Source organism: Dyella sp. 2HG41-7 (assembly GCF_021390675.1).
Classification (GTDB): domain Bacteria; phylum Pseudomonadota; class Gammaproteobacteria; order Xanthomonadales; family Rhodanobacteraceae; genus Dyella_B.
Window position 1 is genome coordinate 223,021 of sequence record NZ_JAJEJV010000003.1, and the last position, 20,695, is coordinate 243,715.

At 62.3% G+C, this 20,695-nt stretch carries 15 protein-coding genes; 10 read left to right on the forward strand and 5 right to left on the reverse strand.

Annotated elements, in window-relative coordinates:
• Positions 1-76: 76 nt before the first annotated feature.
• Both L0U79_RS00950 and L0U79_RS00955 read left to right on the forward strand, forming a co-directional pair.
• Entirely contained in the window at positions 77-2,524 is a 2,448-nt protein-coding gene (locus tag L0U79_RS00950) for a TonB-dependent receptor (protein WP_233840007.1), read from the forward strand.
• 5 nt (positions 2,525-2,529) lie between these two features.
• The gene (locus tag L0U79_RS00955) at positions 2,530-3,945 is read left to right on the forward strand and encodes a coniferyl aldehyde dehydrogenase (protein ID WP_233840008.1); all 1,416 of its coding nucleotides are present in this window, start codon (positions 2,530-2,532) and stop codon (positions 3,943-3,945) included.
• Between the two features lie 81 nt (positions 3,946-4,026).
• Here L0U79_RS00955 and L0U79_RS00960 read toward each other — a convergent pair whose 3' ends face one another.
• On the reverse strand, positions 4,027-5,526 hold the full coding sequence (locus tag L0U79_RS00960) for an outer membrane protein transport protein (RefSeq protein WP_233840009.1): 1,500 nt from the start codon (positions 5,524-5,526) through the stop codon (positions 4,027-4,029).
• A 374-nt stretch (positions 5,527-5,900) separates the two neighbouring features.
• On the opposite strand from L0U79_RS00960, the gene L0U79_RS00965 reads away from it, so the two are divergent.
• Together L0U79_RS00965 and L0U79_RS00970 are read left to right on the forward strand one after the other, a co-directional pair.
• A complete protein-coding gene (locus L0U79_RS00965) occupies positions 5,901-6,185 on the forward strand; it encodes a YcgL domain-containing protein (protein ID WP_233840010.1) in 285 nt (94 codons plus the stop codon).
• Between the two features lie 67 nt (positions 6,186-6,252).
• Positions 6,253-9,696 (forward strand): ankyrin repeat domain-containing protein, encoded by a 3,444-nt coding sequence (locus L0U79_RS00970; protein WP_233840011.1) that lies wholly within the window; start codon positions 6,253-6,255, stop codon positions 9,694-9,696.
• A gap of 22 nt (positions 9,697-9,718) precedes the next feature.
• On the opposite strand, the gene L0U79_RS00975 is transcribed toward L0U79_RS00970, so the two are convergent.
• A complete protein-coding gene (locus tag L0U79_RS00975) occupies positions 9,719-10,804 on the reverse strand; it encodes a glycosyltransferase family 9 protein (protein ID WP_233840012.1) in 1,086 nt (361 codons plus the stop codon).
• Positions 10,805-10,921: 117 nt separating this feature from the next.
• Positions 10,922-12,766, reverse strand: a complete 1,845-nt coding sequence (locus L0U79_RS00980; RefSeq protein ID WP_233840013.1) for a monovalent cation:proton antiporter-2 (CPA2) family protein — start codon at positions 12,764-12,766, stop codon at positions 10,922-10,924.
• A gap of 106 nt (positions 12,767-12,872) precedes the next feature.
• On the opposite strand from L0U79_RS00980, the gene L0U79_RS00985 reads away from it, so the two are divergent.
• Positions 12,873-13,661, forward strand: coding sequence for a glutaminyl-peptide cyclotransferase (locus tag L0U79_RS00985; RefSeq protein ID WP_233840014.1), 789 nt, complete (start codon positions 12,873-12,875; stop codon positions 13,659-13,661).
• Positions 13,662-13,689: 28 nt separating this feature from the next.
• Here the strand turns inward: L0U79_RS00985 and L0U79_RS00990 are convergent, their stop codons facing one another.
• On the reverse strand, positions 13,690-14,559 hold the full coding sequence (locus L0U79_RS00990) for a LysR substrate-binding domain-containing protein (RefSeq protein ID WP_233840015.1): 870 nt from the start codon (positions 14,557-14,559) through the stop codon (positions 13,690-13,692).
• 108 nt (positions 14,560-14,667) lie between these two features.
• Between L0U79_RS00990 and L0U79_RS00995 the strand changes: the two genes are divergently transcribed.
• Together L0U79_RS00995 and L0U79_RS01000 are read left to right on the forward strand one after the other, a co-directional pair.
• A complete protein-coding gene (locus L0U79_RS00995; protein ID WP_233840016.1) occupies positions 14,668-15,243 on the forward strand; it encodes a DUF4865 family protein in 576 nt (191 codons plus the stop codon).
• A gap of 13 nt (positions 15,244-15,256) precedes the next feature.
• Positions 15,257-15,637: a tautomerase family protein gene (locus L0U79_RS01000; protein ID WP_233840017.1), complete on the forward strand. Its 381-nt coding sequence runs from the start codon at positions 15,257-15,259 to the stop codon at positions 15,635-15,637.
• A gap of 27 nt (positions 15,638-15,664) precedes the next feature.
• Here L0U79_RS01000 and hemB read toward each other — a convergent pair whose 3' ends face one another.
• The gene (gene hemB / locus L0U79_RS01005; protein ID WP_233840018.1) at positions 15,665-16,657 is read right to left on the reverse strand and encodes a porphobilinogen synthase; all 993 of its coding nucleotides are present in this window, start codon (positions 16,655-16,657) and stop codon (positions 15,665-15,667) included.
• Positions 16,658-17,144: 487 nt separating this feature from the next.
• Between hemB and L0U79_RS01010 the strand changes: the two genes are divergently transcribed.
• The 3 genes from L0U79_RS01010 to L0U79_RS01020 all read left to right on the forward strand — a co-directional run bounded on the left by L0U79_RS01010 (position 17,145) and on the right by L0U79_RS01020 (position 20,588).
• Positions 17,145-18,665, forward strand: coding sequence for a S53 family peptidase (locus L0U79_RS01010; RefSeq protein WP_233840019.1), 1,521 nt, complete (start codon positions 17,145-17,147; stop codon positions 18,663-18,665).
• Positions 18,666-18,842: 177 nt separating this feature from the next.
• Entirely contained in the window at positions 18,843-19,859 is a 1,017-nt protein-coding gene (gene glk / locus L0U79_RS01015) for a glucokinase (protein ID WP_233840020.1), read from the forward strand.
• Between the two features lie 45 nt (positions 19,860-19,904).
• Entirely contained in the window at positions 19,905-20,588 is a 684-nt protein-coding gene (locus tag L0U79_RS01020) for an HAD family hydrolase (protein ID WP_233840021.1), read from the forward strand.
• Positions 20,589-20,695: the final 107 nt, after the last annotated feature.

Here is a 20,695-nt window from a genome sequence, read left to right on the forward strand (position 1 = left end):
TTTCGCCTTCTCCCCTGCTGCGCGCAGAGGAGGGAGCGCATCACCGCACCACTACGTTTGAGGGGAACGGAAAAACATGACCATACGTCAACGAGCACTGTCCGCTTACGTGCGCCATTTGTTGTGCGGTGGCGTTGCGCTGATCATGTGCGCGCCCCTTCCCGCGCTTGGCGAAACGCCCACGCAAAGCGACGCGAACCAACCGGATGCAAGCAAGGCCAAGCAGCTCGGCAATATTACGGTGACCGCGCAAAGCCGTACGCAGCAGATGGAACAGGTGCCGATTCCGCTGCAGATTCTTACCGCCAAGCAGATCGACACGCAGGCGGCCACCGATCTCAGCAAAATCTCGCTGTTCGTGCCAGGCCTAGTCGTCGACGGCAGCCAGCCCACGCAACCGAATTATTCGCTGCGCGGCATCAGCACCAGCGATTTCGGCATCGGCACCGAATCGGCGGTGGGTGTCTACATCGACGGCGTGTACGCAGCGCGCTCCGGCGGCGCACTGCTCGCCTTCAACGATATCGATCGCATCGAAGTGCTGAAAGGCCCGCAAGGCACGCTGTTCGGTCGCAACGCCGCCGGCGGCGCGATCTCCATCGTGACCAATGAACCCACCGACACGTTTGAAGGCAAGGCGACGGTGCGCGTCGGCAACGAAGGCACGCATTACGAGAGCGCGCTGGTCAATATTCCGCTCAACAAAGATATGGCGTTGCGCATTAGCGTGCTCGACAACCAGAGTAACGGCTGGCTTCGCGATCAAGCCAACGGTCAGCGCTATGGCAAGAACAACGACTGGGGTACGCGCATGGTGTACCGCTGGAACGTCACGCCGAACACGCGCGTGCTGTGGTCGTGGGATCACGAGCGGCTCGATCAACCGCCGCGCCCGGCCATCGGCTTGGTGGCCCTGTCCAACGACACCAACGAGCGTCCGCCGTTTCCGCCGAATCCCGCCACGTATCTGGATCCGATCACCGCGCCGCTGTTCAACGATGCGATTCAAGCGCGCGAATGGCGGCATTTCGACGGATCGACGCTGATTATCGATCACTCGTTCTCATGGGGCAGCCTCACGTCGACCACGGCGTGGCGTCACTTCAATACATTCAACGACGAGGACAACGATGGCACCGACCACATCGTCAGTTATCTCGACACGGCGAATATCGAACACAACAACAGCTACTACCAGGAATTCAAACTGTCGGGCGACAACGACCTGACCGATTGGGTGACCGGCGTGAGTTTCTATTCCGAGCAGGCGCGCCAGACCAGCCAGGTGAATACCAACACCAGCAGCCTGGATACGCTGGCGCAAAACGTGGATGGTCTTGGCTTGCCGCTGACCGAAATCACGCAAGGTCTGCAATCGCTCGGTCTGCCGTTCAACCTGCTCAACGATCCTTGGCGCGAAGAAATCAACAACGTCGGCAAATTCAAAGCCTACGCTGCGTTCGGCGACGTGATCTGGCATTTGAACGACAAACTGGATCTGACCACCGGCCTGCGTTACACCGAAGATCAAAAAGATTTCACCTGGTACACGCCGCCGCGCCAGGCCACCGCTTTCGATCAAACCGTGGCGGAACTGATTGCCAGCGGCGTATACAGTCTGCTGCCGCCACAGGCGCAAGCAGCGCTCGGCGCGTTCGGTGGCAATATCGTGTTTCCCAATGCGGTGGGCGTGTGGGTGCCGGTGCGTCACACCTGGCATGACTTCAGCCCACGCTTGGTGCTGAGCTACAAATTCACGCCGAATGTCATGGGTTATATGTCCGCCACCAAAGGCTACAAGGCCGGCGGCTACAACAGCCTGCAGGTGGGCTCGCTGTACGCGCCGGAGAAAGTGTGGAATTACGAAGGCGGCGTCAAGGCGGTCGTGCCGGAATACAACCTGATGTTCAACGCGTCGGCGTATTACTACCGCTACTCCAACTTGCAATCGTCGGTGCTCAATCCCAACTCGTCGGGATCGGGCGTGCCGTTCTACACGGTGATGACCAGCGATCAACATGCGCACGGCATCGATCTGGAAGCGCAATGGCAGCCGACGGATGCGCTGCGCTTGAACGTAACCAGCGCCTATATCGACAGTACGTACGTGCATGGCACTTCGACGTCGGGCGTGATTCTCGACGGACAACCCACGGGCGAACCGACGTTCTCGGCCACGGCGGGCTTCGATTACACCTGGCACGACGTGTTCAACGGCGATCTGGAATGGAACATGCAGTACGCCTATCGCGGCCACACGCGCTGCAACGCCGACTCGGAATTTCAGGGCAATTGCTTCAGCACCGCCACGTTCAGCATCGGCACGTCCACGCAGCGCACCGATGCGCGACTAGATTGGCACACACCAGACCAACGCTGGGGTGTAGGCTTGTACGTCAACAATATGTTCAACAAGCGCTACGTGCTCGGCATCGGTAACGACAGCACCAACGATTTCGGCACGCCGTACGCCACCGTCACACCACCGCGCACGTTCGGCGTGGAAATGCGCGCAAAATTCTAAGCACCATGAATCAACCCGACCGTCTCGATTTGCCGACCGAACTCCAACGCCTGCGCACGCTGCAGGCGCGCGATCCGTGGCCTGACTGGTCGACGCGCGCGCGGCGCCTGCGCGCCTTGGATGCCGTGGTGCGCTCGCATCGCGATGAAATGGCCGCCGCCATTCACGCGGATTTCGGCAGCCGACCGCGCGAAGAAACCGACATGCTGGAAGTGTTTCCCAGCCTCTCGGCGATTCGCCACGCGCTGCGCCACGGCAAGCGCTGGATGAAACCCAAGCGTGGTTTGGCAAGCCTAGCGTTTCTTCCTGCCAGCACGGAATTGCGTCCGCAGCCGCTGGGCGTGGTCGGCATCATCGTGCCGTGGAACTACCCGCTGTTTCTCTCCGTCGGTCCGCTGGTGGACGCGCTGGTGGCGGGCAATCGCGTGATGGTGAAGATGAGCGAATACACGCCGCGGTTTTCGCAGCTGTTCGCCGAACTCGTCGCGCGACATTTTCAGCCGGACGAAGTTGTCGTCGTCACCGGCGATGCGTCGGTGGGACAAGCCTTCGCCGGATTGCCGTTCGATCATCTGCTGTTTACCGGTTCGACCGAGGTGGGGTATCACGTGATGCGCTCCGCATCCGCGAACCTCACGCCGGTCACGCTGGAATTGGGCGGCAAATCGCCGGCGCTGATCGGCCCGGACGCGCGCTTCGACCACGCAGTGGAACGCATCGTGTTCGGCAAGCTGGTCAACGCCGGACAAACGTGCATCGCGCCCGACTATGTATTGCTGCCGCGCGCGGATGTCGCACGCTTCGCTTCCGCGGCGCGTGAGATCGCCGCGCGGCTCTATCCGGATTTCGCCAACAACATGCAGTACGCCAGCATCGCGACCGATCGGCACTATCGCCGTCTGGTCGAGTTGCGCGACGGCGCCGTGCGTGACGGCGCACGTAGCGAACCGCTCGACGATGCGCCGGATCGCGCCGAGCAACGATTGCTTACGCCAGTGTTGTTGACTGACGTGCGCGAAGACATGCCGGTGATGCAGCAAGAGATCTTCGGACCGCTGCTGCCGCTGGTGCCGTACGACACGCTCGATCAGGCGATCGACTATATCGCCAGCCATCCGCGTCCGCTCGCGCTGTACTTGTTCGAGCAGGATCAAACGCGCATCGACCACGTGCTCGCTCGCACGCATGCCGGCGGCGTTTCGCTCAACGACACGCTCTATCACATCGCCCAGCATCGTCTGCCGTTCGGCGGCGTGGGGCCATCGGGCATCGGCGGGTATCACGGTGAAGCAGGCTTCCGCACGTTCTCGCATATGAAGCCCGTGTTCCGTCAGGCGCGCTTCAACGCGGCCGGCTTGCTCAATCCACCTTACGGCAAACTCTTCAAGCAGCTGCTGGAAATTCTGCTGCGTCGCGGCTGACCCCGCTGAGAGCATCGCTCATAAAAAAACTCCCCGCTCGCGCGGGGAGTTTTCGTTTACGAACGTCTGGTCGCGACGCGATCAGAACTTGTACTGCACCGACAGGCTGAGCAGGTTGCCGTAGTCGTCGAAGCTGCCGACCAGCGTGTCGTCGGTCGCACTGACAGAACCGTTCATGCCCGCGTGAGCCACAAAGATGTGCTCATACGAAGCGTCGAACTCCAGGCGATCGGATGCCTTGTAACCGAGGCCGACCGCGACCGTGTGACGCGCACCGTCGGGCACGCGCGGATCGCGGTTGCCCGCGTTCATCGGCGCCTGATCGGCCGCCAAGCCGCCGCGAATGGTCAGCTTGTCGGTGGCGTAGTACTCGCCGCCCACCGACACGTAGAACGTGTTGCGCCAATTGAACGGCAGAACGGTGGTCGGCTGCGAGTTGCCGTAGTTCAGCGTGAGCTCGCGCATCAGGCTCCACTGCGTCCAGGCCAGATCCGCACCGAAGCCCCACTTGTCTTCCTGGTGCCAATAGCTAAATGCAGCAACGGCCGGATTGGTGAGGCGAGCAGTGCCGGTGGTGTGCTGGAACGGCGGCAGGCTGCCGGCCAACGCCGGGTTGCTCAGCAGAAGGTCGTAGCCTTCCGTGGTGGTGAAGTTTGCGGTGCCTTTGATGTCATGCGTGATGCGCGAACGGTAGTCCAACGCCAGGCGGTCTTTCGCGGTCGCCTTCCAGTACGTGCCGACCTGCCAGCCCCACGCCCAGTTATTGCCCTTGACCTCGCCGTAACCGTCGCCACCCACCGGCGTGAGCGCAGCCACACCGGCTGCCGCCGTCTGGGCCTGCGCTGCGGCGGCTTGAATCATCGCGGCAGCCTGCGCCGGAGGAATCTGTCCTGCCGCTGCCGCGGCCTGGATCTGCGCGATCGCCGCCTGCGTCTGCGCCGCGATGCCCTGCTGCACGCTCAGGCCGACAGCGTTGAAGTTGATCGCGTTGGTCAGGTCGGCATTGGTGCGTTCGGCGATCAAGCTGCCGCCGACGCTCCACTGGTCGTTGATCTTGAACGAGCCGGAGAACATCGTGTCGTACGAGCGCAGCGAGGTCTTGATTGCGTTGTAGCGGCCCATCCAGTTGCTGTCGTACTGGGTCTGGAAACCGAACGGAACGTCGAGCGCAAAGCCGAGGTTGATACGGTCGTTGATCTTGGTCGACAGCGCGAACGCCGGCACAGGCAGCGTGGTGCCGGCGTCGCCGCCGTTGCCACCACTGATCGGGCGGCCCAGCGCATCGGTCGCGGTGCCCGTGAACTTGGCGCTGAAATTGATCGCGGTGATGTCGGCCTGCACATAGGTGCCGTCGAGATCGCTCATCGCGGCCGGGTTGTTAATCACCACGGAAACGTCGCCGCCCGCGGTCGCGGAACCGGCATAAGCGCGGCCCATGGCTTGCGCGCTGTCTTCTTTCAATTGGAAAGCGCTGGCGTGGGCCTGCTGCGGTGCAACCAGGGCACCGGCGATGGCCAGACCCAACGCAGCCAAGGCAAACGAACGGCCACCACGGGCGGTGTTATGGAAGAACGTGTGCATCGCATGCTCCTGCTTTTATTTTGATGACGATTACGGCCATGCCATGCTGGCCGGGTTTTGTCGCAAGGCTCGGCACCCTGCGGCTCGGGACGTAGCGGGGGCCCGGCGATCCTGAAAATTCATACGCGCGTTTGATACCCCTGGCGGGCACTCTGCCGGCTCGGGCCCGGGCATGCAAGTGCGGTTGCAGCATCCGCGCATCCGGACAGCCTCATCCATGGTCTAGTCGGCGCACATCGCGCCTGAGCATCGGAAAAAACCGAAACCCAAACGCGCACGGTCGTTCAGCACACACGGCCTTCGCGCTTCCGTGACCACGCTGGCGACGGGTGCTGCTAACCTTTCCGTTTAACGGACTTTCCGCGGGCATCGCTATGCATTGTTTCGTCTACGCCAGCCAGCGCAAGGCCGATACCTATTTGTGGTTGGATCGCAAAGATCACTTCGACGCCGTACCGCCCTCGCTCGCGCTGATGCTCGGCGATTTGCGTTTCGTGCTGGAGGTGGAACTGCATGCGGAACGCCGACTGCCGCACGAAAGCACCGATGTAGTGATGGATCATCTGCGCGAGCAAGGCTGGCATCTGCAGCTGCCGCCGCAGGAAACGCTCGCGGCGCCGCCCACCTCGCAGGAACCGACGTTGCGCCAGGACGAATGACCATCGGCACGATGGTCGTTAACAAGTGATTACCGTCTCACGCGTTGCTGGTTCCTATACTCCCGACATGCCACCTATCAAATCGCGCCCGTCTTCGTCTGCATTCATCTCACTCGTCTGGTTTCTTCCAGGGCTGATTACCGCCGGCATCGCCGCCATCGGCGCGCATCCGCTTGCGTTGATTCCGCTGCTGCTGGCCAACACGCTGACGATGGCCGCGGTATGCCACGCCATCGGATTCGACCCGGAGCCGGATTTTTTCCGCACCGTGGCGCGACGCGGGATGGCGCACCTGGCGATGCTCACCTGCTACGCCGCGCTGGTTTTTCTGCTGATCGCGTGGCCGATGCTGCGGCTCACGCAACAGCCCACGTTGGGCGGAAGCTTGATGCTTGCCGCCGCCTTGGTCGTCGCCTTGATGGTGTTGTGGCGACTGTGGCCGGCGTTTGCGCTCGTCTATGTGTGGGACGATGCGTATCCGGCGCACGGTCAGGGCGAAGGCTCCTGGTTGTTTACGGCGACCGCGCGCAGCATCGCGTTCGGTCGACATCTGTCGCGCGAAGAACATTTTTTCAGCCATTTTTTGCCTAGCGCGCTGTCCTTGCTGATTTTGTCGTTCGCGGCGATCGCGCTGAGCGGACTGTATGGTGTGCTGCCTTCGGAATTGCGCACGGCCGCTTTGGTGCTCTATGCCGTGGTGCTGATGCCGCTGGGAAGCTTGATCATCGCTAACCGCACGCTGCGCGTGATGTTGTGCGAGAGCCGTCGCCCGCGTCGCCAGGAATCCCCGCGCGATGAAAAGGTAGAACCCGTCTTCAGTGCACCAGCGCCGTTGACCGAACAAGAGCGCATCGCCGGCACGCCCGAACAAGCACAGGCGCTGCTCGCCGCCACACGCACGGGCGATATCGCGCGCGCGCTGGCGCTGGTCGAAGCCGGCGCCGATCCGAATACTGCGCCCGCGACCGGCGATCGCGATCAACGTCCGGTATTGATGCTCGCTGCGCTGCTGCCAGACACGCGCCTGCTGCGCGCATTGATCGCCAAAGGCGCCGACGTAAATCGCGCCAGCGGCGGCATCACGCCGTTGCTGGCCGCCACGCGCGACAGCTGGCACGGCCGTCCCGATGCGGTTATGACCCTGCTCGCCAATGGCGCCAATACCCGCGTCACGGACAGCGACGGCAACACCGCGTTGCACGGCGCCGTGCTCAGCGGCGATGCCACCATCGCGGCGATGCTGCTCGATGCCGGCGCGACCGTCGACGCGCTCAACAGCGCCGGCGCAAGTCCGCTCTCGATCGCCTGCCGCGCGGCGAATTGGCCATTGGTGCAGTTTCTGCTCGAACGCGGCGCGAAGGCTTTTCCGGCCGGCGGCGAACCGGCCTTGGTGGCAGCCGCCGGCATTGCCGACGACGACATCACCGGCGTGAAGATGCTGCTGAAGCATCGCGCCGCGGTGAACGCCGTCGACGCGCGGCAGCGCAGTCCGCTGATGGCCGCCGCCGCCGAAGGTCACGAAAACATTGCTCGCGCGCTGTGCACTGCGCACGCCGATGTGAATCTCACCGACCATCACGGCAGCACCGCTTTGATGGAAGCCGCACGCGCGGGCGCGGTCGGCGTGGTGGCGTTGCTCGCTGACGCACAGGCAGACGCGCGTGCGCGCGACAAGCACGGTCGCGATGCGTTGACGCTCGCCTGCCAGTCGCCACAGGCGCAAGTCGAAACCGTGCGCGCGCTGCTCGCGCTGGGCGCAGAACCCAAAGCGCCCGGCACGGACGGCCGCAGCGCACTCGATCACGCCGCCGCCAGCGGACGCTGGGATCTGGTTGCGTTGCTCGATCCGGACACGCCGCTGCCGGCGAGTCTCGATCTCGACGCCATTTCCGAAGGCGCTGACACGCCGGCGCATTTGTTGGACGCGTTGCGCTTCGGTCATTGGGCCATCGTGTCCAGTTTTGCGACGCGCGTGCGCGATTGGTCGCAATCCGAACTCGCGCAGTTGTATCTGGATTTGACCGAACCCGAATTGCACACGGCGCGTCGCTGGTTGCTCGATCACGGCCTGCAAGCCGAAGCGCGCTTGCAACCGCAGCTGGTCGACGAACTCGAAAGCGAACATCCCACCTTGCCGCCGCTCGGTCGTCGACTGTTCGATGCGTTGCTGCCGAAGTTACCCGAAAGCGCCACAGCGATCGAAGATCTGCTCGATGCCGGCGCCAGCCCCGCCGGCGCCAATCTGCTTGCGCAAACACTGAGCCGTTTGCAGCACCCATCGTCGACGCTTCCGCTCGCCATGCTCGAACGCGGCGCCGATCCGTTCGGCGCCGGCGAACGCGAACGCACGCCGCTGCACTTGGCTGCCGCCAACGGCCAGATCGCCGTCTTGCAAGCGTTGCTCGCGCGCGGCTGCAATCCGAATTGCCGAGACGCCAGCGGTCGCACGCCGCTGCTCACCGCACTCGAACACGGCGCGAACGCGTTGCCGTTGGTGCGCGCGCTCGCCGCGCACGGCGCCGATGCCGAAGCGGTGGACGTCAACGGCGAAACACCGCTCGGTTTGGCGTTGGAACACCCGGAACTGGAACGCTGGCTCAATTGGAACGATTGGCAGCGTCCGCGCCGTCCGCTACGCGCCGACGATCTGATTCACGCCGCAACGCATGGCGCAGACACGGCGGTACGTCGCCTGCTGGAACTCGGTTTTCCTGTGGATACGCGCGATGCGCAGGGCGCCACGGCGCTGCTACACGCCTGCGGCGCCGGCCATCGCGATGTCGCCGCCATCTTGATCGACGCAGGCGCAGACGTTGCAGCGAGCGCCAACAACGGCATGACGCCGCTGGCCGCCGCGGTAGCCGCACGTCGCGAAGCCTTGGTGGCGTTGCTGCTCGAACACGGCGCTGCCGCGGATCAACGCCTGCCGAACGACGCCACCGCGTTGATGATCGCCGCGGTGCAAGGCTATCCCGAGATCGCCGAGCAACTGCTCGATGCAGGCGCCGATGCAAACGCGGTCGATGCGCAAAAACACAGCGCGCTGCACGCCGCCTCGCAATTTGGATTCGAGCAGAACGACAGCTTGCGCGCGCGCCGTCTATTCGACGTGCTGCTCAAGCGCGGCGCCGATGCCAATCTCGCCGACAACGAAGGCAAAACGCCGTTGTTGTTGTTGCTCGGCGCGCATCTGCGCCCCGGCAGCGCCTGCGACGCCACGCATATCGGCGCCTTGCTGCCCGTGCTGGTGGACGCCGGCGCGCGTATCGAACACGCCGATCAGCGCGGCGTCACCGCGCTGCATGCCTGCGCGATGCATGCGTTGCTTCCGCCCGCACGCATCCTGCTCGCGCGCGGTGCGGATCGGAACGCGGCGGACAATTTCGGTCGCACGGCGGCGGATGTCGCGCGCCATCTAGGACTGATCGATATCGCGCACGAACTCGCCGCACGCGCGAGCGTGATTCCTAGCGTTCGGCAAACCTTGCGGCAGCCCGCGTCGGATCAGTAATCCGCGCCGAGCATTTTTCGGCTTAGACGAGCGCGGAATTCGCACCCGCGCTCGTCGCCGCGGCTTCCCGCGTCGGCAATGCTTTCCACGCTTCGATCACCCGCTCCGGCGTAATGGCGTCGACGCGTCGACTCGCAGGCGGACCGCGCAACACACGCACCGATTCGAACGAGGGGCTGCGCGGCTGCCAATGTTTCGGCGACACGGCGCCGAACATCACCACCAACGGACAGCCCATCGCCGCGGCGATATGCGCGGGCCCGGTATCGACGGAGATCATGCTGTGCGCGATCGTGGCCAGCACTTTCAGTCGTGATAACGACAAATCCTTGGCGACAACATGCACGTAGGGATGCGTCACGGTTGCGCGAATGCTTTCCAGATACGCGTGTTCCGCCGGCGCGCCGCACAGCAAAATGCGTGCGTCTGGCAAACGCGCCTGAATCGCCGCGATGACCATCATCCAATGTTGCATCGGCCACGATTTGTCGTCGTCGCAGGCCTTGCGCACGCCATTCCATCGCATCGTGCGTCGGTTCGGTGCTTGCAACAGCACCAGCGGATGACCCGAAAGGCCTTGCCGGGCCAACCATTGGTGGCACTCCAGGCGCTCTTCGAAGCTGAGGGAAAATTCGGGCACGGCGCTCGTGTCGCACACGACATCTTCAAAGCGTTCGCGAAACGCCGGCGGCGTGGCGTCCGCAAGTTGCAGCAAATGTTCTATCCAGTGATCGCCAGCTGCGAGCGGAATATCGTTGAGAAACACGCAATCGCCTTCCGGGATGCCGGCCAATCGCAGCAGCAAGCGAATGCGCTTCAGCGATTGCTGTTGCGGCTCGCATACGTACACGGGAACACGCTGCTTGTGGCGCAATGCAAACACCGCGCGCCATTGCTCTGGATTCAGTGGCAACGGACGATGACGCGACCCGAGCGCCATCACTTGGGCGACATCGGCCTGCCCGCGATACAGCTCAGACGCGGAATGGCCGGTCGTTAGCAAACAACATGGTTCGCCGTAGCGTGCGTGTAAACGACGCAACAAGGGTTGCAACAGCAAGGTATCGCCAAGGCGGCCAAAACGAATGACAAGTGGCTGTATGGGCATCGACATGCAAACGGCGCAACACGCATTTGTCGCGCCTTCATGGGCGGCGATGCCGATTATGCGTGCAACCGGTTGCGGGAAACTTGCGTTTTGACGACGACCATAGAGTTTCGCTTTCTAGCGCTCGCCGATCAGCGGCGTATCCGCATCCGGGCCTTTTTCCTGCGTCGGCAAGGCTTGTTCGTCCGCGTCGGCCTCGAACAATTTGTCCAGATCCTCACTCGCTTCACGCGTTGTTTGCACCAATTTCGCCTCGTCGTCATACACGAGATATTGAAGCTTGAGCAGTTCGACATCGCGATGCCGGAAGCGCTCCACTTCCGCGGCCGCTTCGTCCGGGCTGATGCCCAGCGACTCCAACGTTTTGCGCGTCATTTTGAGGCTTGAGAAAAACGTCTCTCGCACCGGCTCTTCGATACCGAGATCCATCATGCGCCACACATGCTGACGATTGCGGGCGCGCGCCACGATTTTGAGATGCGGATATTGACGACGCACCACGCGCGCCACGCGCAAGCTCGATTCGGCATCGTCGGTGGCAAGCACAAACACTTCCGCCTTGTCCGCCTGCGCGGCGCGCAACAGTTCCGGACGCGCGGGATCGCCGTAGAAAATATCGCCGCTGTTGCCGAATCGCTGCACCAAATCCAGTTGCTCGACGGAGTGATCCAGCGCCACGAATGGTATTTTGCGTGTGCGCAAGACGCGCGCGACGATCTGACCCATGCGCCCATAACCGGCGATGATGACGCGCGGATGATCCACTGTAATGGTGTCGAAGGGTCGTTTCGGCGCCGCTTTTTTCTTGGCGCCGATCGCTTTGCCGGCGACGGTGACCAGCAACGGCGTCAGCGCCATCGACAACGTGATCGCCAGCACCAACACTGCGCCTGCCTGCTCGGCGAGCAATCCGCGATCGGTTGCCTGACGCAACACTACAAACGCAAATTCGCCGCCGCTCGCCAGAAGGATCGCCAGACGCAGTGCATCGATGCGATGAAGTTTTCCCATTGTGAGTCCGAGCGGCCACAGCAGCGCGCCCTTCACCAGCAACAACGCAACGGTAATCCCCAGCACAAGCAACGGCATCTGCAGCAGCAGATCGATACGCATCGACATGCCGACGCTGATAAAGAACAGACCGAGCAGCAAGCCTTTGAACGGCTCAATGTTCGACTCCAGTTCGTGGCGGTATTCCGAATCCGCCAGCAGCACGCCCGCGGCAAACGCGCCGAGCGTTACCGGTGCGTTGAGTTCTTCCATCAACAACGCGGTTCCCATAACGGCCAGCAAAGCTGTCGCCGTCGACACTTCCACCGAGTCGGCGCGCGCCACAAAACGAAACACCGGACGCAGCAGATAGCGACCACCCACAATCACCACGGCGACCAGCGCAATCGTGCGCAGCGCGGCGAGCGGATCGATGCCGGGATGGGTCGAGTTGGTGGCCAATAATGGGATTGCCGCGATCAGGGGAATCGCAGCGAGATCCTGAAACAGCAAGATCGCGAACGATTGCCGACCGTAAGCCGTCGAGGCTTCTTTACGCTCGGTAAGAATCTGCAGACCGAACGCCGTGGACGACAACGCCAGGCTTCCGCCCACAATGACCGATGCGCTTGCCGAAAAGCCGAACGCCAGATGCGCGATCGCGCCGATGACAAGACCGCAGGTCAGCACCTGCGTCAAGCCCGCACCGAACACAGCGCGACGCATCACCCACAAGCGTTGCGGCGATAGCTCCAGGCCGATCACGAACAGCATCAGCACCACGCCGAATTCGGAAATATCGCTCGCGCCTTGCGGATTGGCGATCAGATGCAGTTCCGCCGGGCCGATGACAATGCCCGCAATCAGATAACCCAGCACGGCGCCAAGGCGAAAGCGCTTGGTTAGCGGCACCGCGATCACGGTCGCCAGCAGGAAAATAACCGCCGTTTGCAGGAAATGATGACTGTCCACGCTTACTCCCTCGGGGCTTCCGGCTCGATTATTTCACGCAATGACGAACCAGAACGTAAAACCGTGCGGCTGACGAAGGCCGGTCGGACATGGGATGATCCGACCTATGAAAACGCCCACCACCCGATTGCTCGCCCTGCTTGCGCTGTGTCTGGTCGGCCCTGCGTTTGCGCAAAACGCCGGCATACCGATTTACGGCTACAAAGTGGTGCGTACCTATCCGCACGACACCAGCGCGTACACCGAGGGCTTTTTCTACCTCAACGGTTACTTCTACGAGGGAACCGGCACGGAGGGCGAATCGACAGTCCGTAAAGTCGACATGGAGACCGGCAAGGTGCTGCAGAAGATCGACATTCCGCCGCCGGATTATGGCGAGGGCATCGTCGCGTGGAAAAACAAGCTGATCGAGCTGACGTGGCAACAGCAACACGGTTATATCTACGACCTGCACAGCTTCAAGCGCATCGGCGAATTCAAGTATCCCGGCGAAGGCTGGGCGCTGACCGAAGATAGCCAGCACATCTACATGAGCGATGGCACGCCGACGATTCGCGTGCTCGATCCGGAGACGCTCAAACAAGTCGGCAAGATCGATGTCACGGTGGAAGGTCGACCGCTCGTCAATATCAACGAGCTGGAATGGGTGAAAGGATCGATCTACGCCAACGTGTGGCTCACCCACAACATCGTGCAGATCGATCCGACCAATGGAAAGGTGACGGGCGTAATCAATCTCAGGGGACTCGGGCCCGCGCAGGACCAATTGCAGGACCCGAGCAACGATGTGCTCAACGGCATCGCCTACGACGCCAAGCACGATCGCCTGTTTGTCACCGGCAAACGCTGGCCGCTGATTTACGAAATCAAACTGACGCCGCCTTCGGGTAACTGAAGCCGCGCGCTTTCGGCGAATTTCGCGCCTAAGCTTTAATGCTTTGCACGATCAATTCGGCGAGACGCGTCACGGCGGGCGAGGATTCGGCCTCACCGCGATAAAGCGCGAGCCCAAGTTTTGGCAATCCAGGCAAGTGCGCTTGCTTCGCTTCCAACGCACGCAATTCGGCGGGGAGACCTAGCGGCGTGCGCACGCTGATGCCCAAGCCCGCTTTCACCGCCGCCCACGTTCCCGCCAGGCTCGCGCTGGTGAACGCAATGCGCCATGCGAGACCGGCGCGATCCAATGCATCGATCGCCGCGGTGCGCATCAGGCACGGCGCATCCAACACCACCAACGGTATCGGCTCGCCCGCTTCGAAAGGGGTCTCGTCGATCTCAGCGGCAATCCACTGCATCGGCAGGGTTCGGATGTGCTGCCGATGCGGCGCTTGCGGTTCGGTATCCCACGCCAGCGCAAGATCCAAACGCCCCGATTGCAACGATTGCATCAGCGAGGCGTTGCGCGCGATATGCACCTCGACGCGCAACTTCGGATGCGCGCGCTTGAAACGGCCCAACACCTCGGGCAGCACGTTTTCGCCGAAGTCCTCCTGCATGCCGAGCCGCACGCGACCTTCCAGCTGCACGCCGCCCACGGCGCTGACCGCTTCGTCGTTGAGTTCCAGCAAACGGCGCGCGTAGCCGAGCATGACTTCACCCGCTTCTGTCAGCGCCATACCGCGCCCGGCTTTACGCAAAAGCGGTGTGCCGGCCTGCTCTTCCAGCTTTTTCAGTTGCGCGCTGACGGCGGAGGTGGAGCGACCGAGCCGGTCGGCGGCCTTGGCGAAGCTGCCCAGCTCCACGCCGGTGACAAAGCTGCGCATAACGTCCAGATCGAAGGTGATGCGGCCCATGGAATGATCCTGTTTTTCAGGATTATATGTTCATAAATTCCCGATTTTCAGAACCATGCTGACTCGCTAGGCTGATGTCGTCAAGTCATGCCGAGGACGACGACCGCCATGATCACCATGCAATACCGCATCGTTCTGCCCGCCGATTACGACATGGCCATCATCCGCAAACGCATCGCCGAGCGAGGCCATCTCACCGACGATTTCCCGCGGCTCGCGTTCAAGGCGTATCTCTATGCAGATCGCACGGCGGCTTACGCGAAGGATCGCGAGAATCTCTACGCGCCCTTCTATCTTTGGCGCGACACGGAAGGCATGAACGCGTTTCTCGGCGGCGCGGGCTTTGCCGGCGTGATCGACTCGTTCGGTCGGCCTGTGGTGAACACGTGGTCGGTATGGCATGCCCAGGTCGCGACGGATCTATCCATTGCCACGTACGCAACGCGCGAAATCGCGCCGATCGCCCATCACATCGCGCTGGGCGAATTACGCGATACGGAACACGCGCGCGTGCAGGAGGATGTTGAGCGAGGCGCTCTTGCCGCTGTCACCGCCTTCGATCCCACGCATTGGACCTTGCTGCGTTTTCGGCTTTGGCGCAACGTGGTCGAGGTTGCCGACAAAAACATCGATGTCTATCAAGTTGGACATATCTCTCAACCCTCCGCCAAACACGATTCTTGAAGGAGATCCGATCATGCCTCTCGTCCGTATTGCTCTGCGTCGCGGCAAATCGCCGGCGTATATCGCAGCCCTTCGCAACGGTATCTACGCCGCCATGCGCGAATCGTTCAGCGTGCCCGAAAACGATCGCTTCATTCTGGTCAACCAACACGATGCCGAGGAATTCGATTACGACCCCAACTATCTCGACATCGCGCGCAGCGACGATTTAGTGATCGTGCAGATCGCTTGCAACAACACGCGCACGGTCGAGCAAAAGCAGGCGTTCTATCGAAGCGTCGCCGAAAAGCTAACGGCCGATCCCGGCGTGCGACCGGAGGACGTGTTTATCAATTTGCTGGAAACAGCAAAAGAAAACTGGTCGTTCGGAAACGGCATCGCACAGTACGCGTAATGCCGTGACGACAACAAAAGGGAGCGATCAGCTCTCGCGCAACCACTGTGCGGCGTCGATGGCGTAATACGTAAGAATCGCATCGGCGCCGGCGCGCTTGAACGCGGTGAGCGATTCCAGCACCACGGCGCGCTCGTTGAGCCAACCGTTCTGCGCCGCCGCTTTCAGCATCGCGTATTCGCCGCTTACCTGATACACGAACGTGGGCATGCCGAACGCATCTTTTACGCGACGCAAGACATCGAGATACGGCAGGCCGGGCTTCACCATTACGGCGTCGGCGCCTTCGGCGATATCCAGTTCGATTTCGCGCAAGGCTTCGTCGCTGTTGCCGACATCCATCTGGTAAGTGTGTTTGTTGCCCTTGCCGAGATTCGCCGCAGAACCGACCGCATCGCGGAACGGCCCGTAGAACGCGGACGCATATTTCGCCGAATAGGCAAGGATGCGCGTATGGATATAGCCCGCGTTTTCCAGCGCTTCGCGAATCGCGCCGATGCGGCCGTCCATCATGTCCGACGGCGCGACAAAATCCATGCCTGCTTCGGCTTGCGCCAGCGACATCTTGATCAGCGCTTCGACCGTCGGCTCGTTCATCACGTAACCGTGCTCGTCGATCAAACCGTCCTGACCGTGCGTGGTGTAGGGATCGAGCGCTACGTCGCCGATCAAACCCAGTTCCGGATATTTCGCTTTGAGCGCGCGCGTCGCGCGTTGCATCAAGCCTTGCGGATTCCATGCTTCGGCCGCGTCTTCGCTTTTTGCCGAGGCATTCGGCGACGGAAAGATCGCCAGCGCGGGAATGCCTAATCGCACGCATTCTCCCGCCAAATCCAGCAAGCCATCGATCGACAGACGCTCCACGCCCGGCATCGACGGCACCGGCTCGCGCTTGCCTTCGCCTTCGATCACGAACGCCACCATGATCAGATCGGTGGGCAACAGCGTGTGTTCGCGCATCAGCGCGCGGGAGAAGGCGTCGCGGCGCATGCGACGCATGCGGATGGCGGGGAAGTTCATGGGCGCGTCTCGAGCGAATTGTCCGCCTAGTCTAACGCTGCCAGACCAGGCGGCGCTTGCACAAAACGCCGCGCATGAACGACTCAGTGCGTGAGATGCCTAGGGCCTGTTCGCACTATTTGCGTAGCCCGCGCCGGGAGCTGTTTGCGCGCCAGCCAAGGAAGAGCGAAGGAGTGTACGTCCGTACACGACTGAGCGATGACGCCGGATGGCGCGCAAACAGACCCGGCCCTACGGGTTGTCGATGAGTGGCCGCCATGCGGCAGCGCGCGGCTTGGCTTGACAGCCAGTCAAGCCAAGCCACGCACTACCGCATGGCGGCCACTCATCGACAACGCGGGCTACGCAAATAGTGCGAACAGGCCCTAGGTTTAAGAATACGCACGAGAACTAAACGACGGCGCGCCCGTGCGCGAGTTCGACACATTTTGTGTGCCATCTTTGATGGTGCAGCCCCCGCCCCATTAGGTTAGGAAGGAGTCGCGTCATGAGCCAAACCGCCCAGCGTTCCCCGCACTGGACCACGCCCAAAGGCATGAAATATTTGGGTCCGCACGACAGTACCGATCCCATCGATGTGACCGTTGTATTGCGGCGTCGCTCCAGCACCATGCCAACGCCCGCCGAGTGGCCCAAAGCACCTATGTATCCGCGCGGCGAGTTCGGCAATTACTACGGCGCCAATCCGAGCGACGTGGAAAGTTTGCAGGGTTTTGCGAAGAAGCACGGTCTCAACGAAACCGGTTGCGACGCGCATCGTCGCGTGCTGCATCTGCGCGGCACGCCGTCGCAGCTGGAACAGGCGTTCGGCGTGACGCTTGGCAAGTATCAATTTAACGGCTGCACCTTCGTCGGCTGCGGCCATGCGCCCACGCTTCCCTCCGAAGCGATTGCGGTGCTGGGTTTGGATCGGCGGCCCGTCGCTACGCCGCAATTTCGCAAACCGCGCGCGCAGCCCAATACGTCGTATACGCCGCTGCAGCTTGGACAGCTTTACAACTATCCCAGCGGCACCGACGGTACTGGCCAATCCATCGGCATTATCGAATTGGGCGGCGGTTACAACAGCAGCGATCTCACGCAGTATTTTTCCAGCTTGGGTATTACGACGCCGCCCAAAGTCGTCGATGTTTCGGTCGCAGGCGGAACAAACACGCCAGGCGGCGACGCCGATGCGGAAGTGTTGCTGGATATCGAAGTGTCCGGCGCGCTCGCGCCCGGCGCAGCGATCGCGGTGTATTTCGCGCCCAATACCGATCAGGGTTTTTACGAAGCGATTTCGCAAGCCGCGCACGACACGACCAACAAGCCGTCGGTTATTTCCATCAGCTGGGGTGGCCCCGAAAGCAGCTGGGCCAGCCAATCGCTTGCAGCGATGGAAAGCGCTTTGCAGGATGCGGTAGCTCTCGGCGTGACGGTCACCGTCGCAGCGGGCGATAACGGCTCGACGGACGGCGTGACCGACGGTCAGTCGCATGTCGATTTTCCCGCCTCCAGCCCGTATTCGCTGGCGTGCGGCGGCACCACGCTGACCTCCAGCGGCCAAACCATCCAAAGCGAAGTCGTGTGGAACGAATCCGCGAGCAACGAAGGCGCGACAGGCGGCGGCGTAAGCGCGACATACAGCCTGCCGAGCTGGCAGCAAAACGCCAAGGTGCCGACCTCACCCAGCGGCAGTGCGGGACGAGGCGTGCCCGACGTCTCCGGCAATGCGGACCCCATGACCGGTTATCAGGTACTGATCGATGGCCAGTCGCAGGTGATCGGCGGCACCAGCGCGGTCGCGCCGCTCTGGGCCGCACTGATCGCGCGCCTCAACCAGAAACTCGGCAAACCGGTAGGCGATGTGCACGCGGCGATCTATCAGATCGGCGAGTCCGCATTCCGCGACATCACCCAAGGCAACAATGGCGCCTATCAGGCCGGCGCCGGCTGGGACGCTTGCACCGGACTGGGCAGTCCCAACGGACAGGCGCTGCTCACGGCCCTCACCACACAGCAAAGCTGATGCAGCGTGGATCGCCAACGGACCAAGCGGGCCGACGCACCGGCCCGCTTGGTTAGGAGGAAAACGGCATGCCTTCTGACAAATCGTCGAGCATTAGGCCCGCAAAGCAGGGCTCAAAAGCTGGACGAATCGAACGACAACGGGCAGTCTTGTAAGGCTTGCTAGCCTGGATTCCCCATGGATCGCTCCATCGCCTCCCCGACCCTGCTTGCCGACCTCGGCGGCACCAACGTTCGCTTCGCGCTCGCCGACACCAGCTCTGCATCGCCGTTGATGATGGACAGCGTGCGGCGCTATCGCGTGAAGGATTTCGACACGCTGGCCGACACCATCCGCCAATACTTCGCCGACACCGGCCATACCGCCACGCACGCGATCATCGCGGCCGCCGGGCGCATCGCCAACGGCGAGACGGTGCAGATCACCAACAATCCGTGGAAGGTGTCCGCGCATGGCCTGCAGGAAGAACTCGGCTTTCAGCGCGCGCGGCTAGTGAACGATTTCGCCGCGCAGGGCATGTCGATCCCGCTGCTGCTGCGTGAAGAATTGCAGGCGGTCGGCCGCGTGCTGCCGCCCGAGCACGATCACAAATCCACGCAGACCTTCGTCGTGATGGGCCCCGGCACGGGCCTGGGCGTCGCCGGTTTGCTGCTGCGTCACGGCCATTGGATCGTGCTGGAAACCGAAGGCGGCCACGCCGGCTTCGCCGCGCATACGGCAGAAGACGTGGAGATTCTGCATCGCCTCAACGCGCGCTTCGGCCGCGTGTCCAACGAACGCATGATCTGCGGCAACGGCCTGGTGAATCTCTATCTCGCGCTGGCCGATATCGCCGGCCAGCCTGCCGAGGAATACACGCCCGAAGACATCACCGCGCGCGCCACCGACGGCAGCGATGCGCTATGCGTGCGCACGGTGGAAACGCTTGCCGGCATCTTCGGCAGCGTGGCGGGCGACCTCGTGCTGAGTCTGGGCGGTTGGGACGGCGTGTATCTCACCGGCGGCGTGTTGAAGATTCTGATGCCGTGGCTGCAGCGCGCGGGTTTCCGCGAGCGCTTCGAAGCCAAAGGCCGTTTCCGCGAAACGCTGGAACACGTACCGACCATCGCCATCACGCATGCGGAACCGGGCCTGCTCGGCGCAGCGGCGTTGGCGGTGCTCGATTCGGGTCGCGCGTTGCCGCAAAACCATTAAGCACGACGCGCCGAAAACCCTAGCCGCTTACGCACGGAATTCGATATGCCTCGCTCCAACACGGCTTTTCTTTTCGACCTCGACGGCACATTGATCGATAGCGTGTACCAGCATGTGCTGGCGTGGAAAGAAGCGCTCGATCGGGAAGGCGTGGTGCTGCCCGTGTGGAGCATTCACCGCAAGATCGGCATGAGCGGCGGCTTGTTCACCAATATCCTGCTGCGCGAAACCGGCCTGGATATCACGCCCGAACGCGTGGAACGCCTGCAGCAATGGCATGCGGAAGCCTTCAATCGTCATCACACGCAAGGCTCGGTACGTCCGCTGCCCGGCGCGCGCGAATTGCTGGCGTTTCTTACCAAGGAAAAAATTCCCTGGGGCATCGCCACCAGCGGTCGCATGCAAACGGCTGCGCACAATCTCTCCGCACTGGGTGTCGATCCAAACGAAGTGCCGGTGATCACGCGCGACATGGTGCGTCACGCGAAGCCCGATCCCGATTTGTTCTTGGCTTGCGCCGAAAAACTAGACGTCGATATCCATCAATCGCTCGTTGTGGGCGACAGCATTTGGGACATGCTCGCCGCGCAACGCGCACGCGCGCTTGGCGTGGGCTTACTTTCGGGCGGCTACGGCCAAGAAGAGCTGCAACGCGCCGGCGCGTTTCGCGTGTATGACGACCCGGCGGACCTGCTGTTGCATATCGACGAAGTCGCGGCGCGCGACTAAAAGCCGCCAACAAACCGTATGCGCTCCCTCCCCTGCTCGCAGGGGAGGGCTGGGGTGGGGTTGCACGCGCTTGTCGCGCAACACAGATTTACCGCGAGACTGCGTTA

Bases quoted from the DNA above. Each gene is read 5' to 3' on its own strand.
- L0U79_RS00950 (WP_233840007.1), top strand. From the start codon at position 77: ATGACCATACGTCAACGAGCACTGTCCGCTTACGTGCGCCATTTGTTG.
- L0U79_RS00955 (WP_233840008.1), top strand. From the start codon at position 2,530: ATGAATCAACCCGACCGTCTCGATTTGCCGACCGAACTCCAACGCCTG.
- L0U79_RS00960 (WP_233840009.1), bottom strand. From the start codon at position 5,526: ATGCACACGTTCTTCCATAACACCGCCCGTGGTGGCCGTTCGTTTGCC.
- L0U79_RS00965 (WP_233840010.1), top strand. From the start codon at position 5,901: ATGCATTGTTTCGTCTACGCCAGCCAGCGCAAGGCCGATACCTATTTG.
- L0U79_RS00970 (WP_233840011.1), top strand. From the start codon at position 6,253: ATGCCACCTATCAAATCGCGCCCGTCTTCGTCTGCATTCATCTCACTC.
- L0U79_RS00975 (WP_233840012.1), bottom strand. From the start codon at position 10,804: ATGCCCATACAGCCACTTGTCATTCGTTTTGGCCGCCTTGGCGATACC.
- L0U79_RS00985 (WP_233840014.1), top strand. From the start codon at position 12,873: ATGAAAACGCCCACCACCCGATTGCTCGCCCTGCTTGCGCTGTGTCTG.
- L0U79_RS00990 (WP_233840015.1), bottom strand. From the start codon at position 14,559: ATGGGCCGCATCACCTTCGATCTGGACGTTATGCGCAGCTTTGTCACC.
- L0U79_RS00995 (WP_233840016.1), top strand. From the start codon at position 14,668: ATGATCACCATGCAATACCGCATCGTTCTGCCCGCCGATTACGACATG.
- L0U79_RS01000 (WP_233840017.1), top strand. From the start codon at position 15,257: ATGCCTCTCGTCCGTATTGCTCTGCGTCGCGGCAAATCGCCGGCGTAT.
- hemB (WP_233840018.1), bottom strand. From the start codon at position 16,657: ATGAACTTCCCCGCCATCCGCATGCGTCGCATGCGCCGCGACGCCTTC.
- L0U79_RS01010 (WP_233840019.1), top strand. From the start codon at position 17,145: ATGAGCCAAACCGCCCAGCGTTCCCCGCACTGGACCACGCCCAAAGGC.
- glk (WP_233840020.1), top strand. From the start codon at position 18,843: ATGGATCGCTCCATCGCCTCCCCGACCCTGCTTGCCGACCTCGGCGGC.
- L0U79_RS01020 (WP_233840021.1), top strand. From the start codon at position 19,905: ATGCCTCGCTCCAACACGGCTTTTCTTTTCGACCTCGACGGCACATTG.